Source organism: Allobosea thiooxidans (genome assembly GCF_900168195.1).
Classification (GTDB): Bacteria; Pseudomonadota; Alphaproteobacteria; order Rhizobiales; family Beijerinckiaceae; genus Allobosea; species Allobosea thiooxidans.
This window is the reverse complement of record NZ_FUYX01000008.1, coordinates 139,262-154,570: the sequence shown is the minus strand read 5'-3', so window position 1 is coordinate 154,570 and position 15,309 is coordinate 139,262. Positions and strand designations below refer to the sequence as shown.

The 15,309-nt window shown below is 69.4% G+C and carries 12 protein-coding genes; 9 read left to right on the top strand and 3 right to left on the bottom strand.

Annotated elements, in window-relative coordinates; all coding sequences use genetic code 11:
- The first annotated feature begins 149 nt into the window (after positions 1–149).
- The 7 genes from B5Y19_RS15695 (at position 150) to B5Y19_RS15665 (ending at position 10,293) form a co-directional block, all read left to right on the top strand.
- Entirely contained in the window at positions 150–1,166 is a 1,017-nt protein-coding gene (locus tag B5Y19_RS15695) for an HlyD family secretion protein (RefSeq protein WP_055727753.1), read from the top strand.
- Positions 1,163–3,895 carry a ribosome-associated ATPase/putative transporter RbbA gene (gene rbbA / locus B5Y19_RS15690; RefSeq protein WP_055727752.1) on the top strand — a complete coding sequence of 911 codons (2,733 nt, stop codon included), beginning with the start codon at positions 1,163–1,165 and terminating at the stop codon, positions 3,893–3,895. Before B5Y19_RS15695 ends, rbbA begins: the two co-directional genes overlap by 4 nt.
- A gap of 1 nt (position 3,896) precedes the next feature.
- Entirely contained in the window at positions 3,897–5,030 is a 1,134-nt protein-coding gene (locus B5Y19_RS15685) for an ABC transporter permease (protein ID WP_055727751.1), read from the top strand.
- Positions 5,031–5,066: 36 nt separating this feature from the next.
- Positions 5,067–6,959, top strand: coding sequence for a heavy metal translocating P-type ATPase (locus B5Y19_RS15680; RefSeq protein ID WP_055727750.1), 1,893 nt, complete (start codon positions 5,067–5,069; stop codon positions 6,957–6,959).
- 83 nt (positions 6,960–7,042) lie between these two features.
- A complete protein-coding gene (locus B5Y19_RS15675) occupies positions 7,043–8,164 on the top strand; it encodes an alpha/beta fold hydrolase (protein WP_079591701.1) in 1,122 nt (373 codons plus the stop codon).
- A 57-nt stretch (positions 8,165–8,221) separates the two neighbouring features.
- On the top strand, positions 8,222–9,169 hold the full coding sequence (locus tag B5Y19_RS15670; RefSeq protein ID WP_055727749.1) for a bifunctional enoyl-CoA hydratase/phosphate acetyltransferase: 948 nt from the start codon (positions 8,222–8,224) through the stop codon (positions 9,167–9,169).
- Positions 9,166–10,293, top strand: coding sequence for an acetate/propionate family kinase (locus tag B5Y19_RS15665; protein ID WP_055727748.1), 1,128 nt, complete (start codon positions 9,166–9,168; stop codon positions 10,291–10,293). Before B5Y19_RS15670 ends, B5Y19_RS15665 begins: the two co-directional genes overlap by 4 nt.
- Positions 10,294–10,308: 15 nt before the next feature.
- Here the strand turns inward: B5Y19_RS15665 and B5Y19_RS15660 are convergent, their stop codons facing one another.
- From B5Y19_RS15660 to B5Y19_RS15650, 3 genes are read right to left on the bottom strand one after another with little or no spacing between them, the layout of a single operon-like run.
- Complete coding sequence (locus B5Y19_RS15660; RefSeq protein WP_055727747.1) at positions 10,309–11,268, bottom strand: carbohydrate kinase family protein; 960 nt, start codon at positions 11,266–11,268, stop codon at positions 10,309–10,311.
- 55 nt (positions 11,269–11,323) lie between these two features.
- Positions 11,324–12,100 (bottom strand): SDR family oxidoreductase, encoded by a 777-nt coding sequence (locus B5Y19_RS15655; RefSeq protein ID WP_055727746.1) that lies wholly within the window; start codon positions 12,098–12,100, stop codon positions 11,324–11,326.
- Positions 12,101–12,124: 24 nt separating this feature from the next.
- Positions 12,125–12,892 carry a GntR family transcriptional regulator gene (locus B5Y19_RS15650; RefSeq protein WP_079591690.1) on the bottom strand — a complete coding sequence of 256 codons (768 nt, stop codon included), beginning with the start codon at positions 12,890–12,892 and terminating at the stop codon, positions 12,125–12,127.
- A 101-nt stretch (positions 12,893–12,993) separates the two neighbouring features.
- Here B5Y19_RS15650 and B5Y19_RS15645 point away from each other — a divergent pair, with 101 nt between their 5' ends.
- A complete protein-coding gene (locus B5Y19_RS15645; protein ID WP_055727745.1) occupies positions 12,994–14,250 on the top strand; it encodes an ABC transporter substrate-binding protein in 1,257 nt (418 codons plus the stop codon).
- Positions 14,251–14,432: 182 nt separating this feature from the next.
- Positions 14,433–15,308 (top strand): branched-chain amino acid ABC transporter permease, encoded by an 876-nt coding sequence (locus tag B5Y19_RS15640; protein ID WP_055727744.1) that lies wholly within the window; start codon positions 14,433–14,435, stop codon positions 15,306–15,308.
- The last annotated feature ends 1 nt before the right edge of the window (position 15,309 follow it).

Here is a 15,309-nt window from a genome sequence, read left to right as displayed (position 1 = left end):
GGCGCGGCTATGTCTTTCAACGGCCCCGGCCCGCCCTTATGGTGGGAGGAAGCGCCGTGTCGGCTGCATCGATCTTGCAGCCGACACGGCGTGCTATGACGGTGGGGAATCAAACGCCCCAAGCCCGTCGCCGCCGTTGGAGACGCTCGATGCGCCCTTTTCGACCCGTCCTCGCCGCAATTCTGGCCGTAGCCCTGGCCGCTCCCCTGCTGAGCCCGCCCGCGGCCCAGGCGCAATCGCGGCTCAAGGCCCTGATCGACCGGCTGCGCGGCGACGCGATGCCGGAGGGCATCGTCAAGACCAATGGCCGCATCGAGGCGACGCAGGTCGACGTCTCCTCGAAATATGCCGGGCGCCTTTCCGAAGTGACGGTCAAGGAAGGCGATGAGGTCACGGCCGGACAGGTGATCGCCCGCATCGCCTCCCCGGAATACCAGGCGCAGCTGCGCGCCGCCGAGGCCCAGGTCCTGCGCGCGCGCCAGGCGCTGGCCGAGGCGGAGGCCCTGATCGCCCAGCGCAAGAGCGACCAGATCCTGGCCCGGACCGACGCCGAGCGCGGCAAGGAGCTGGTCGAGAAGGGCTATCTCAGCAAGCAGGTCTTCGACCAGCGCTCGGCCAAGGCCGACGCCACCGACGCCGCCCTGCGGGCCGCCCAGGCGCAGCGTGACCAGGCCCAGTTCGCCATCCACGCCTCCGAGGCCGATGCCGAGCAGATCAGGGCGATCCTGGTCGATCTCGTGCTGGTGGCGCCGCGCAGCGGGCGCGTCCAGTACCAGCTCGCCCGCACCGGCGAGGTCGTCGCAGCCGGCACGCGCGTCATCACCATCCTCGACCTGTCGGACGTCTACATGACGATCTACCTGCCGGCCGCGCAGGCCGGGCTGCTGGCGTTGGGCGACGAGGCCCGCATCATCCTCGATCCCGTGCCGCAATACGTCATTCCCGCGACGGTCAGCTTCGTCGCCGCCGATGCGCAGTTCACGCCGAAGGCGGTCGAGACCGCCGAGGAGCGCGAGAAGCTCGTCTTCCGCGCCAAGCTCCAGGTCGATCGCGACCTGCTCGCCAAGTACCATCGACAGGTCAAGACCGGCGTACGCGGTCTCGGCTTCGTCCGCACCTCGCCCAAGGCGAAGTGGCCCGAATCCCTCGCCGTGAAGCTGCCATGACGCAGCCCGCGCTCGCTGCCCGGCTGGCGGCGGTCACGCATCGTTACGGCCGCGTCCTCGCCCTCGACGATCTGACGCTCGATATCCCCGCCGGCCGCATGATCGGCGTGATCGGGCCGGACGGCGTCGGCAAGTCGACCCTGCTCGCGCTCATCGCCGGCGTCCGCGCGATCCAGGCAGGCCGCGTCCACGCGCTCGACGGCGATCTCGGCGTCAAGGCCGAGCGCGAGGCCAGGCGCGGGCGCATCGCCTACATGCCGCAGGGGCTGGGGCGAAACCTCTACCCCACCCTCTCGGTCTTCGAGAACATCGACTTCCACGCGCGGCTCTTCGGGCAGGACGCCGCCGAGCGCCGCGGCCGCATCGACGAGCTGCTCAGGGCGACGGGGCTCGACCCCTTCGAGGGCCGGCCTGCCGCCAAGCTCTCCGGCGGCATGAAGCAGAAGCTCTCGCTCTGCTGCGCGCTGATCCACGACCCCGACCTGCTCGTCCTCGACGAACCGACGACCGGCGTCGATCCGCTCTCGCGCGGCCAGTTCTGGGACCTGATCGACACCATCCGCGCCCGTCGGCCCGGCATGAGCGTCATCGTCGCTACCGCCTATATGGAGGAGGCCGAGCGCTTCGACTGGCTCGTGGCGATGGACGACGGCAAGGCGATCGCCACCGGCACGCCCGACGAGCTGCGGAAGACGGCTGGGCAAGCCACGCTGGAAGCCGCCTTCGTCGCCCTGCTGCCGGAGGCCAAGCGCGCGCAGCATCGCGAGGTCGTGCTGCGCCCGCGCACCGCCAGCGACGACGCCACGCCCGCGATCGAGGCCGAGGGGCTGACGCGGCGCTTCGGCGATTTCGTCGCGGTCGACCATGTCAGCTTCCGCATCGGGCGCGGCGAGATCTTCGGCTTCCTCGGCTCGAATGGCTGCGGCAAGTCGACGACCATGAAGATGCTGACCGGGCTGCTGCCGGCCAGCGAAGGCACGGCCAAGCTCTTCGGCCAGCCGCTCGCCGCCGACGACATGGAGACGCGCCGCCGCGTCGGCTACATGTCGCAGGCCTTCTCGCTCTACAGCGAGCTGACGGTCCGGCAGAACCTGCTGCTGCATGCCCAGCTCTACCACCTGCCGCCGGCCGAGATCCCGGGCCGGATCGCCGAGCTCCTGACCCGTTTCGACCTCGAGGACGTCGCCGACGACCGGCCCGACGGCCTGCCGCTCGGCATCCGCCAGCGCCTGCAGCTCGCCGTCGCCGTCCTGCACCGGCCGGCCATGCTGATCCTCGACGAGCCGACCTCCGGCGTCGACCCGATCGCGCGCGACGCCTTCTGGCGCACGCTGATCGACCTCTCGCGCGACGACGGCGTCACCATCTTCCTCTCGACCCATTTCATGAACGAGGCGGAGCGCTGCGACCGCATCTCCTTCATGCATGCCGGCAAGGTGCTCGCCGTCGGCACGCCGCAGGAGCTCGTGCAGAAGCGCGGCGTCGATACGCTGGAGGAATCCTTCATCGCCTATCTGAAGGAGGCGTCAGGCATCGAGGACACCCCGGTGGAGGCCGATACGGTGCCTGCCGCCGCGAGCCAGCCGGCGCCGCCCGCGCGGCGCTTCGATCCGCGGCGGCTCTGGGCCTGCACGCGGCGCGAGACCATGGAGCTGCTGCGCGACCCGATCCGGCTGAGCTTCGCCTTCCTGGGGCCGCTGCTGCTGATGCTCGCCTTCGGCTTCGGCATCTCCTTCGACGTCGAGAACCTGAAGTTCGCGGCCTACGACCAGGACAACACGATGGAGAGCCGCCAGCTGGTCGAGGCATTCTCCAGCTCGCGCTATTTCGAGGAGCGCCCGCCCATCCGCTCGGCAGCCGAGCTGGACGAGCGCCTCAGGAGCGGCGAGCTCCAGCTCGCGATCGAGATCCCGCCCTCCTTCGGCCGCGACCTGCAGGGCGGGCGGGCACCCGAGCTCTCGGTCTGGCTCGACGGCGCCATGCCGTTCCGGGCCGAGACGACGCGCGGCTACGTCACCGGCCTGGCGGCCCAGTACGCGCAGAGCTTCACAGCCAGCAATGCCGCGTCGAGCCATGCTCCGGCGGCCGTCACGATCGAGACCCGCTTCCGCTACAACCAGGACTTCAAGAGCGCCAACGCGATGGTGCCGAGCGTGATCATGCTGATGCTGATCCTGATCCCGGCGATCATGTCGGCGATCGGCGTGGTCCGCGAGAAGGAGACCGGCTCGATCGCCAATTTCCGGTCGACGCCGATCAGCCGCTTCGAGTTCCTGTTCGGCAAGCAGCTGCCCTATATCGCCATCGCGATGATCAGCTTCGCGATGCTGGTGCTGATCGCGCTGTTCGTCTTCCAGGTGCCGATCAAGGGCTCCGCCTGGGTGCTGGTGCTCGCGACGCTGTTCTACGTCTCCGCCACGACCGGCTTCGGCCAGCTCATCTCGAGCTTCACCCGCACGCAGGTGGCGGCCGTCTTCGCGACCGCAATCCTGTCGATCATCCCGGCCGTCAACTTCTCCGGCCTGATGGTCCCAGTCGCGTCGCTGTCGGGCGGCGGCCGGATCATCGGCATGAGCTTCCCGCCGGCCTGGTACCAGCCGGTCAGCGTCGGCGTCTTCACCAAGGGGCTCGGTCCGGCCGAGCTCTGGCCCAATCTGGTGATGCTGGCCTTCTTCTTCCTGCTGTTCCTCGTCGTCGCCCAGCTGGCGCTACGCAAGCAGGAGAGCTGAGATGGCCGCGCTCGTCATCCATCTCCAGAACATCCTGCGCCTCGTCGTCAAGGAGCTGCGCAGCCTGCGGGCCGACCCGATCATGCTGGTGCTGGTGGTCTACACCTTCAGCATCGCCGTCTACACGGTGGCGACCGGCGTGAAGCTCGAGGCGCGCGACCTCACCATCGGCATCGTCGACGAGGACCAGTCGGATTTCTCGCGCAGCCTGCTCGGTGCCTTCGGCCCGCCGCTCTTCAAGGTCTCGAAGCGCATCGCCGCCAACCAGATCGACGACGAGATGAATTCGGGGCGGCTCGTCTTCGTGCTCGAGATCCCGCCCAACTTCCAGGCCGACCTGCAAGCCGGGCGGCAGGCGGCGCTGCAGCTCAACATCGACGCCACCGCGATGACCCAGGCCGGAAACGGCACGGTCTACATCCAGCAGATCATCGCCCAGGAGATCGCGAACCGTCAGGCCGGGCGCGAGACGGCCACCTCGTTGCCGATCAATCTGGTGGTGCGGGCCCGCTTCAACCCCAATCTCGACTCGGGCTGGTTCAGCTCGGTCATGCAGGTGCTCAACAACGTCACCCTGCTGACCATCATCCTCACCGGCGCGGCGCTGATCCGCGAGCGCGAGCAGGGCACGGTCGAGCATCTGCTGGTGATGCCGGTCACGCCCGTCGAGATCATGCTCGCCAAGATGGTGGCGAATGCACTCGTCATCCTGGTCGCGGCTGTGGCCTCGCTCGTGCTCGTCGTCGAATGGGCGCTCGGCGTCCCGATCACCGGCTCGCTCCTGCTCTTCGTCGTCGGAACCGCGATCTACGCCTTCTCGGTGGCGGCGCTCGGCATCCTGCTCGGCACGCTGGCGACAACGATGGGGCAGTTCGGCCTGCTCGCCATCCCGGTCTTCGTCGTCACCCAGCTGCTCTCGGGCGCGACGACGCCGATGGAGAGCATGCCGGTCTGGCTGCAATGGATCATGCAGATCTTCAGCCCGACGCCGCATTTCGTCTCCTTCTCGCAGGGCGTGCTCTATCGCGGCGCCGGGTTCGACGTGGTCTGGCCCGAGATCGCCAAGATCATCGCGATCGGGACGGCCTATTTCGCCTTCGCGCTCGCCCGCTTCCGCAAGGTGATCTTCGCATGAACGAGACCGGCAAGAGGCGAAACCGGAGCGGCCCCGATGCCTGACATGGTCATCCATCTGAGCCTGTTCGCCATCGCGCTGGCCGGCGCCGTCGCCGGATTTTTCGTCGACCGCTTCGGAGGAGGCTGGTCGCCGGACCAGATCTGGACGGCCGCCACCATTCCGGTCGCGGTGGCGCTCGCGGTCTCGATGCTGCGGGACATGCTGGCCGGGCGACTTGGCGTCGATGCGATCGCGCTCGTGGCGATGATCGCGTCCATCGCCATGGGCGAACCGCTCGCCGGCGCGGTCGTCGCCATGATGTATTCCGGCGGCAACCTGCTGGAGGACTATGCGCGCGGCCGGGCCGAGCGCGAGCTGCGCTCGCTGCGCGACCGGACACCGCGCATCGCCCACCGCCAGGAGGCCGGCGGCCTGGTCGATATCGCCGCCGAGGACGTCGCGCCCGGCGACGAGCTGTTGGTCCGCGCCGGCGAATTGCTGCCGGTCGACGGCGAACTGCTCGATGCCCGTGCCAAGCTGGACGAATCCGCCGTCACCGGCGAGCCCCTGCCGGAGACGAGGGCGCGCGGCGAGGCGCTGCGCAGCGGCACCGTCAATGCCGGCGAGGCCTTCCGCTACCGCGCCTCGGCGGCGGCGCATGAGAGCACCTATGCCGGCATCGTCCGGATGGTGGAGGCGGCGCAGACCGCGAAGGCGCCCTTCATCCGCATGGCCGATCGCTTCGCGCTGCTGCTCCTGCCGGCGACGCTGATCGTCGCCGGCTTGGCCTGGTGGCTCTCGGGTGATCCGATCCGCGCGCTCGCGGTGCTCGTCGTCGCCACGCCCTGCCCGCTGATCCTCGCCGCGCCGGTCGCCTTCATCGGCGGCGTCTCGCGCGCCGCCCGCTCCGGCATCCTGATGAAGGGCAGCTCCGCCATCGAGGCGCTCGGCCAGGTCCGCACCGCGATCTTCGACAAGACCGGCACCCTGACCGAGGGCGGCGCCCGGCTGATCGCGCTGGACACGGCGCCGGAGGTCGAGCCGGGCGAGATCCTGCGCCTCGTCGCCTCGCTCGAGCAGGCCTCGCACCATGTCCTCGCCGAGACGCTGGTCACGCTGGCGCATCAGAAGCGCCTGCCCCTGTCCCAGCCGACCGCGGTGCGGGAATATCGCGGCTCCGGCCTCGAAGGCGTCGTGGACGGCCGGCATGTCCGCGCCGGCTCGCGCCGCCTCGTGCTGGGCGACGGGCCCCTTCCCCCCTGGGCGGCATCGGCCGGGACGAGCGGCGACATGGCGGCGGCGCTCGCCGTCTTCATCGCCGTCGAGGGCAAGCCGGTCGGGTTCCTCGCCATGGCGGACGCGGTGCGCGCCGACGCCGCCGCCACCTTGCAACGCCTGCACGCGGCTGGCGTCAGTCGCATCCTGATGGTGACCGGGGACGACGCCGAGACGGCGCAGGCGGTCGCCGCCCAGCTCGCCATCGACGAGGTCCGGGCCGATTGCAGCCCGGCGGAAAAGGTCGCCGCCGTCGCCGCCGAGCAGGCCCGGCAGCCGACCGTGATGATCGGGGACGGCCTCAACGACGCCCCGGCGCTGGCCGCCGCCAATGTCGGCGTGGCGATGGGCGCCCGCGGCGCGACCGCCTCCTCCGAGGCCGCCGATGTCGTGATCCTCGTCGACCGGATCGACCGCGTCGCGGAAGCGGTTTCAATCGCGCAGCGGACGCGGGCGATCGCGCTGCAGAGCATCGTCGTCGGCCTCGGCCTCTCCGGCATTGCGATGATCTTCGCCGCCTTCGGCTACATCCCGCCCGTCGCCGGGGCCTTCCTGCAGCAGGGCATCGACATCGCCGTGATCGTCAACGCCTTGCGTACGCTGGTCGGCCCGATGGAGCCTGGCCACGCAAGAGCGACCGTCCCGACGCCGCGCATCGCTGGCGAGGTTTGACCTGTCGCAAGGCTGTCGCGGTTGCCTCGGCAGGATCGGCTGTCTACCTTTCGCTGCCGATCGAGAAAGCGGGTGCTTCGACCATGGCCACCAGCCGCAACGCGACCAAGGCAACCCACCAGCCGGCGAGCGGCTCCGATGAGCTCACCCTGCCCTGGTTCTGGCCGGTCGACGCCGCCCTGCGCCTGACCGAGCGCAACCTCGACTTCCTCACCGAGGCGGTGAAGATCACCCGCCCCCCGCCGCCCGACTGGGCGACGCCCAACACGGTGCGTCTCGACCTGGCGACGATGCGGCTGCGCGAATTCGGCAGGGCGAAAGCCGGCGGCGTCCCCGTCCTGGTCGACGCGCCCTATGCCGGGCACGGCGCCACCATCGCCGACTACGACAAGGGCCAGAGCCTCGTCGAGACGCTGCTCGCCAACGGCCTCGACCATGTCCTCGTCACCGACTGGAAGCCGGCGACGCAGGAGATGCGCTATTTCAGCATCGACACCTATCTGGCCGAGCTCAACGCCGCGATCGACGATCTCGGCGGCGTCGTGCATCTCGTCGGCCTCTGCCAGGGCGGCTGGCTGAGCGCGATGCTCGCTTCCCGCTTCCCGCACAAGGTGAAGTCGCTCGTCCTGGCCGGCGCGCCGATCGACGCCGATGCCGGCGACGGGCCGATCAAGCAGATGGCCAAGACCATGCCGCTCAAGAGCTATCGCGCCATGGTGCGCACGGGCCGCGGGCTGATGCCGGGCCGCTTCATGCTCGCAGGCTGGAAGAACATGCATCCGTCCGAGCACTACGTCGACAAGTTCGTCCGGCTCTACCAGAACATCGCCGACAAGAACTATCTCGACCGGACCGAGACCTTCGCGGCCTGGTACGAGAATCCGCTCGACCTGCCCGGTGTCTACTACCTCCAGGCCATCGAGCAGATCTTCAAGGAGAACCGCTTCGCCAAGGGCGAGTTCGTCGGCCTCGGCCGGCGCCTCAGCCTGAAGGACGTGACCTGCCCGGTCTATCTCCTGGCCGGCGCGGAGGACGACATCACCACGCGCGAGCAGGTCTTCGCGGCGGAGGATCTCGTCGGCACGCCGAAGAAGAAGATCGAGCAGAAGCTGGTGCCCGGCGGCCATATCGGCCTGTTCATGGGCCGCAAGACGCTTGGCGAGACCTGGCCCGGAATCGCCCGCTGGATCGGCCGGCAGAGCTAGGCCCGCCCGCATCGCCCCGCATCCGAAACCTCCCCGCGCCCCGGAGCCTCCCGCGCCATGACGACGCTGTCCGCCTCCGAATATTTCCAGCTCGCCCTCGGCCGCTGCGAGGACCTCCCGGCGGTGCGCACCGGGGTGGTGCATCCCGTCAAGGCCAATGTGATCGAGGCCATCGCCGATGCGGTCAGCGAGCAGCTGATCGAGCCGGTCCTGATCGGCCCGGCCGCGCGCATCCATGCCGCGGCGCTGGAGGCCGGCATCGACATCTCGCCCTGGCCGGTCATCGACACCGAGCACAGCCATGAGGCGGCGGCCAAGGCCGTCTCGCTGGCGGCCGCCGGCGAGCTCGGAGCGCTGATGAAGGGCTCGCTGCACACCGACGAGCTTCTCGGCGCCGTCGTGCATGCCGAATCCGGCCTGCGGACCGAGCGGCGCATCTCGCATGCCTTCGTCATGCATATCGAGAGCTACCCCAAGCCCTTCATCATCACCGATGCGGCGGTCAACATCTCGCCCGACCTCGCCACCAAGGCCGACATCGTCCAGAACGCCGTCAATCTCTGGCATGTCGCGCTCGGCGGCGGCGACGACCTGCCGAAGGTCGCGGTGCTGGCGGCGGTCGAGACCGTCAACCCGCGCATGGACGCGACGCTCGATGCCGCCGCGCTCTCGAAGATGGCCGATCGCGGCCAGATCACCGGCGCCCATGTCGACGGGCCGCTCGCCTTCGACAACGCGATCAGCGCCGCGGCAGCCAAGGAGAAGGGCATCGTCTCGGCCGTCGCCGGCCATGCCGACATCCTGCTCGTGCCTGAGATCGAGGCCGGCAACATGCTGGCCAAGCAGCTCACCTTCCTCGGCGGCGCCGACGCCGCCGGCATCGTGCTCGGCGCGCGGGTGCCGATCATCCTGACGAGCCGCGCCGACAATCTGCGCGCGCGCCTGCTTTCCTGCGTCCTCGCCGTGCTCCTGGCCGAGGCGCGCCGCACGGGGCAGATCAAGTGATCGACACCATCCTCGTCCTCAACGCCGGCTCCTCCAGCCTGAAGTTCCAGGTCTTCCGCAGCGACGACCTCAGCGTGCTGGCGCGCGGCAAGGCCGTGCGCCTCGGGGAGGAAGCCCCGACCATGGATGCGAGCCTCGCGGACGGCACGCGCGAGCGCGTCGCGCTGCAGCCCGCCTGCGACCACGACACGGCGCTCAGAGCCGTTCTCGCCTTCGTCGACCGCCACGACGACGGCTGGCGCATGCGCGCCGTGGCGCACCGCATCGTGCATGGTGGCGAAAGCTATGCCGCGCCGACCGTGATCACCCCCGCCGTCTTCGATGCACTGACGCGCCTCTCGCCGCTGGCGCCGCTCCACCAGCCACATAATCTCGCCGCCGTCGCGGCCGCCCGGCGCCTCCTCGGCGCGATCCCCAACATCGCCTGCTTCGACACCGCCTTCCACGCCTGCCACGGACCGCTGACGCATCACTTCGCCCTCGAGAAGAGCCTGCGCGACCAGGGCATTCGCCGCTACGGCTTCCACGGCCTGTCCTATGAATGGGTCGCGAGCGTGCTGGCGGAGCGGCACCCCGTCCTCCATGCCGGACGCGTCGTCGCGGCCCATCTCGGCAACGGCGCCAGCCTCTGCGCCATCAGCGGCGGCCGCAGCGTCGACACCACCATGGGCATGACCGCGCTCGACGGCCTGCCGATGGGGACGCGCTGCGGGGCGCTCGACCCCGGCGCGATGCTCTACATGCTGCAGGCGCTCGGCATGAGCTCCGAAGAGGTCTCGGCCGCCCTTTATGAGCGCTCGGGCCTGCTCGGCCTGTCCGGGCTGAGCAACGACGTCGAGACGCTGCTCGCGAGCGACGACCCGCAGGCGCGTTTCGCCCTCGACTATTTCGCGCTCAAGGTCGCCCAGTTCGCCGCCGCGATGGCGGCGGCCATGGGTGGGATCGATGGCCTCGTCTTCACCGGAGGCATCGGCGAGCATGCCGCGCCGGTCCGGGCGGCCATCCTCGAGCGCCTGCGCTTCCTCGGCGACTTCGAGGTCCAGGTGATCGCGGCCAATGAGGAGCGCATCATGGCCATGCAGGCTTCGGCGCTCCTCGCCGAGGCCGGCCGCGCCTCGGCCTGAGCGAAGACGGCCGGCTCAGCCGGCGGGTGCCGCGTAGAGCAGCGCCTCGACCTCCGCGGCGCTGGGCAGGTCCGCTCCGCAACGCGTGACCGTGATCGACGCGGCCGCGACCGCATAGGTCAGCAGTTCCTTGAGCGCCGGCAGATCGAGCCCCGCGATCGCAGCCGGGCTCAGCCGCCCGGTCCGCGCCAGGCGGGCCAGCAGCGCCGCGTGAAAGGTGTCGCCGGCCCCAACCGTGTCGCGCACCGCGACCGGCCTTCCGGGCACCGAGACGCGCCCGGCCGCCGAGAAGGCGGTGGCACCCCGCTCGCCCGCGGTCACCACCACGAGCTGCGCGCCGAGATCGAGCCAGTAGGCGGCCGCCTCCGCGACGGTGATGTGCCCGTCCCAGGCGATCTGCACGTCCTCCTCGCTGGCCTTGATCAGGGTCGCGGCGCGGTAGAAGCGCTCGGCCGCGCCATGCCAGCCGGCCATGTCGCCGATCGCGGTCGGCCGCAGATTGGGGTCGACGCTGATGACTCGCCTGCCCTTCTCCCGCTCCGCCAATGCCGCATAGGCGGAGCCGACCGGCTCGACGGCCATGGTGTAGGAGCCGAAAGTGAGCGCGCCGATCGTCTCGGGCAGCGCGGCGGGCAGGTCGTCCAAAGTGAGCGAGCGGTCGGCCGCGCCCTCGCCATGGAAGCTGTAGCTCGGATGGCCATCCTTGCCGGTGGCAACCGCGGAAATCGTGGTCAGCCGGTCGGTACGGACCACGAACCGGCCGTCGACGCCCTCGCTCGCCAGGATGTCGGCGAGCAGCGTGCCGAAGCGGTCGTTCGAGACGCCGCCCAGGAAGCCGGCCGCGACCCCGAGCCGGGCGAGGCCGATCGCGACATTGAACGGAGAGCCGCCCGCGACCACGCGTGCCGGCATCTCGGCGCCCTCGGGCGCCCCGACGAACAGGTCGACCAGCGCCTCCCCGCAGACCAGAATCATGATGGCGTCCCTCGCAGCCGACGGCGCATCCCGCCCCTCTGGAAGGACCTGCCGCCTATGCCAGCATACGCGTATCGCCGCAGACGGAAATCTCCTGGCCGGAGATCGTCTTGCCGAAGGGCGAAGCCAGGAAGACGATCTGGCGGGCGATGTCGGCCGGATCGACGAAACGCTTGATCGAGACGCCGGCGAAGAGGCGCGCGGTCATCTCCTCATGCGAGACATTGAAGCTGCGCGCCTTGTTGGCGATCACGCTCTGGATGCGCGGCCCCTCGACGAGGCCGGGACAGATCGCATTGGCCCGGATGCCGAATTCGCCGAGCTCGGCCGAGAGCGCCTTGGTGAAGCCGATGACGCCCCATTTCGCCGCGCCATAGGGCGAGCGCAGCGGGAAACCGTGCTTGCCGGCCTGGCTCGACAGGTTGACGATCGAGGCGTTGCCCGACTGCTTGAGATGCGCCACCGCCAGCCGCGTACAGTTGAACTGCCCGGTCAGGTCGACCGCGAGGCAGGAATCCCAGTCCTCCGGCGCGATCTCGTCGACGCGGCCGGTCGGGCCGGCGATGCCGGCATTGTTGACGAGGCAATCGAGCCCGCCGAGCGCGGCGAGAGCCTCCTCGAACAGCCGCGCCACCGCCTTGCGGTCGGAGACGTCGCAGATCGAGCGCGTGATCGCCGGGTCGCTCTCGGCCAGCGCCGCGAGCGCCGCCTCGTCGACGTCGCAGACATGCACCTTCGCCCCCTCCGCCGCGAAGGCGCGCGCGATGGCGCGGCCGATACCGCCGGCGCCTGCCGTCACCAGCACCCGCAAACCGTCGATCATCAGGTCCATGTCAGCCCCTCCTCATGCCGGCGGTCATTCCGCCAGCCTTGCCGTACGTTCGATATGGTCCGCGGCCGCCCGGATATCCTCGACGAGCGCCACGCGCGCCGCGGCGGGATCGCGCCCACGCAGCGCCGCGATCAGAGCCTCATGCGCCACCACGGCGCTGCCGCCGTCGAGCCGGCGCGGCTCATGACGCATGTCGAGATTGAGGATCGGCCCGACCTTCAGCCACAGGCGCCCGATCATCTCGACCAGCAGCGGCATGCCCGCCGCCTCGTAGAGCGCGAAATGCAGATGGCGGTTCGCGGCCACCGCGGCGGCGCTGTCCGGTGGATCGGCGCTGGCGGCGGCGCGGAAGGCCGCTTCATGCCGCTTCACCGCGTCGATCTGCGCCACCGTAGCCACCTTCGCCGCCTCCTCGGCGGCATAGCCCTCGACGACGAGGCGGATCCGCGTCAGCTCGCGAAACTGCGCCAGCGTCAGCACCGGCACGCGCACGGCCCGGCCCGGCAGCACCTCCAGCGCCTGGTCGGCCGCGAGCCGGCTCACCGCCTCCCGGACCGGCATCATCGAGACGCCGAGCGCCTCGGCCACGCGCCTGAGCGAGAGCTTCTCGCCCGGGGCCAGCTTTCCGGAGATCAGCAACTCGCGCAGCTCGCCGGTGACGCGCTCGCCCAGCGTCTCGTGCGGCAGCGAGCCGATCTCGTCGAGGGCGGAGAAATCCCCCGCCCGCTTCCCCGCGGGCTTGGCTGTGCCGCTGCCGGACTCGGCGGCGGGGGGCTGGACTCGGGCAATCATGTCTGCCAACCTAACTGTGATCACAGATCACGACAAGCGGTCCGAAGAGGCCGCGACGAGACTGAAAGAGCGCCGAGGCGCGACCGTTCTGGGAGGAACGCATGACTGGGATCACCAAGGGCATTTCGCGCCGGCAGGCGCTGGCAGGGACAGGTGCTGCGCTGGTGGGCGGGCTGGTGGCAAGCCCCTCCGTCATTCTCGCACAGACATCTGACACCATCCGCTTCGGCCATCTGACGCCGCGCACCGGCTTTCTCGGCCCGCTCGGCGAATATGGCGTGATGGCGGTCGATCTCGCGGTCGAGGAGATCAATGCGGCCGGCGGCGTCAACGGCCGCAAGCTGGAGGCGCTGAAGGAGGATTCGGTCAACCCGCAGACCGCCTCGACCAAGGCCGAGCGCATGTTCGAGCGCGATCAGGTCGCCTGCATCCTCGGCGAGATCTCGTCGGCCTCCTGCCTGACGATCTCGCAGGTGGCGGCGCGCAACAAGAAGCTCTTCGTCAACACCGGCGGCAACTCCGACGCGCTGCGCGGCGAGAGCTGCAACCGCTACATGTTCCATGTCGAGCACCAGAACTCGATGTATGTGAAGAGCTGCGGCCGCTCGCTGATGCAGCAGGGGCTGGTCAAGGGCAAGAAGTGGTTCTCGCTGACCGCCGACTACGCCTTCGGCCACGACCTGCTCAAGGTCGCCAAGCGCTTCATGGAGGCCAATGGCGGCCAGTTCGCCGCCGACAAGCTGGTGCCGACCGACGCGACCGACTTCTCGGCGCTGCTGCTGGAGATCAGGGCGGCCAAGCCCGATATCGTGATCTCCAACCTCGCCGGCAACCAGATCACCAACTTCCTGAAGCAGTACTCGGAATTCGGGCTCACCTTCCCGGTTGCCGGCTTCGGCTTCGACACCGCGCTGGCCTGGGCGGCCGGCAAGGACAATTTCGGCGGCATCTGGCCCTGCGTCTGGCACCACCTGATTGAGACGCCGTCGAGCAAGGCCTTCGTCGCCGCCTTCACCAAGAAATACAGCAAGCCGCCCGAGAACCAGGCCTGGGGCGACTATGTCGCGGTCAAGATCATGGCGCAGTCGATGAACGAGCTGAAGTCGACCGACACCGCCAAGATCCTCGAGCATTGGGAAAAGGGCGCGAAGTTCGACGTGATGAAGCCGCGTCAGGGCTATTTCCGCGCCTCGGACCACCAGCTGATCAGTGAGATGTACACGATCACGGCCCTGCCGGCGGCGCAGGTCAAGAACCAGTGGGACCTCTTCTCCTCCTCGCCGCCGGTGCCCGGCCCGAACGAGGACATGGAGGTCATCGCCACGCAGGGCGACGAGGCCGTCTGCAAGATGAGCTGAGCGACCGTCTCACCGATCTCGTCCTCAGCCCTCATCCCGAGGAGCGGGCGAAGCCCGCGTCTCGAAGGATGCTCCGGGGAACTCTACAGCCTCCCGGACCATCCTTCGAGGCGGTCGCGAACGCGACCTCCTCAGGATGAGGGCTGGGGAAACCCATCGCGCAATCCCGCAAAGGCCTTCCCTTGCTCACCCTCTTCATCCAGCAGGTGCTGAACGGGCTGCTCGACGGGGTCTACTACCTCCTGATCGCGCTCGGCCTGTCGCTGATCTTCTCGCTCGGCGGCATCGTCAACTTGGCGCATGGCGCCTTCTATGCGATCGGCGCCTATCTCACGATCGTGCTCGCGCCGCATGTCGGCTTCGGCGGCGCGATCATCGCCTCGCCGGTGCTGGTCGCGCTGATCGGCATCGTCATCGAGCGCGGGCTGTTCCGGCACTTCTACCGGCGCGACCCGATCCTCTCGCTGCTCCTGACCTTCGGCCTCGCCATGGTCGCCGAGCAGGCGCTGCGCATGATCTTCGGCGCACCGCCGCTCTCCTTCTCGATTCCGCCGGCGCTGCGCGGACAGATCTTCATCGGCGACTTCATCTATTCCCGCTATCGTGCTCTGCTGATTGGCATTGCTGCCATCTGCATCCTCGCCCTCTGGTTCCTGCTGCAGCGGACCGCCTTCGGCCGGGTCGTGCGGGCCGGCGTGCAGAATCCCGACATGGTCGGCGCGCTCGGCATCTCGCTGCAGCCCTATATGATGGCGGTGGCGGGCATCGGCATCGGGCTTGCCGGGCTCGCCGGCGTGCTGCTCGCGCCGATCTACTCGATCCACCCGGCGATGGGACAGGAGATCATCACCCCGGCCTTCGTCGTCGTCGTGATCGGCGGCCTCGGCTCCTTCTGGGGCGTGGTCGTCGCCGCGCTGATGGTCGGCCTGGTCAAGGGCATCACCATCGGGCTCGGCTACACGCAATGGTCGACGGCGGTGATCTATCTGATGATGCTGCTCGTCCTGCTCTTCCGTCCGCGCGGCCTGTTCGGCGAGCGCATCCAGCGCTTCGAGTGAG

What these genes read in the sequence shown, in the direction of transcription:
- B5Y19_RS15695 (WP_055727753.1), top strand. Translation starts at nt 150, where the DNA reads ATGCGCCCTTTTCGACCCGTCCTCGCCGCAATTCTGGCCGTAGCCCTG.
- rbbA (WP_055727752.1), top strand. Translation starts at nt 1,163, where the DNA reads ATGACGCAGCCCGCGCTCGCTGCCCGGCTGGCGGCGGTCACGCATCGT.
- B5Y19_RS15685 (WP_055727751.1), top strand. Translation starts at nt 3,897, where the DNA reads ATGGCCGCGCTCGTCATCCATCTCCAGAACATCCTGCGCCTCGTCGTC.
- B5Y19_RS15680 (WP_055727750.1), top strand. Translation starts at nt 5,067, where the DNA reads ATGCCTGACATGGTCATCCATCTGAGCCTGTTCGCCATCGCGCTGGCC.
- B5Y19_RS15675 (WP_079591701.1), top strand. Translation starts at nt 7,043, where the DNA reads ATGGCCACCAGCCGCAACGCGACCAAGGCAACCCACCAGCCGGCGAGC.
- B5Y19_RS15670 (WP_055727749.1), top strand. Translation starts at nt 8,222, where the DNA reads ATGACGACGCTGTCCGCCTCCGAATATTTCCAGCTCGCCCTCGGCCGC.
- B5Y19_RS15660 (WP_055727747.1), bottom strand. Translation starts at nt 11,268, where the DNA reads ATGATTCTGGTCTGCGGGGAGGCGCTGGTCGACCTGTTCGTCGGGGCG.
- B5Y19_RS15655 (WP_055727746.1), bottom strand. Translation starts at nt 12,100, where the DNA reads ATGGACCTGATGATCGACGGTTTGCGGGTGCTGGTGACGGCAGGCGCC.
- B5Y19_RS15650 (WP_079591690.1), bottom strand. Translation starts at nt 12,892, where the DNA reads ATGATTGCCCGAGTCCAGCCCCCCGCCGCCGAGTCCGGCAGCGGCACA.
- B5Y19_RS15645 (WP_055727745.1), top strand. Translation starts at nt 12,994, where the DNA reads ATGACTGGGATCACCAAGGGCATTTCGCGCCGGCAGGCGCTGGCAGGG.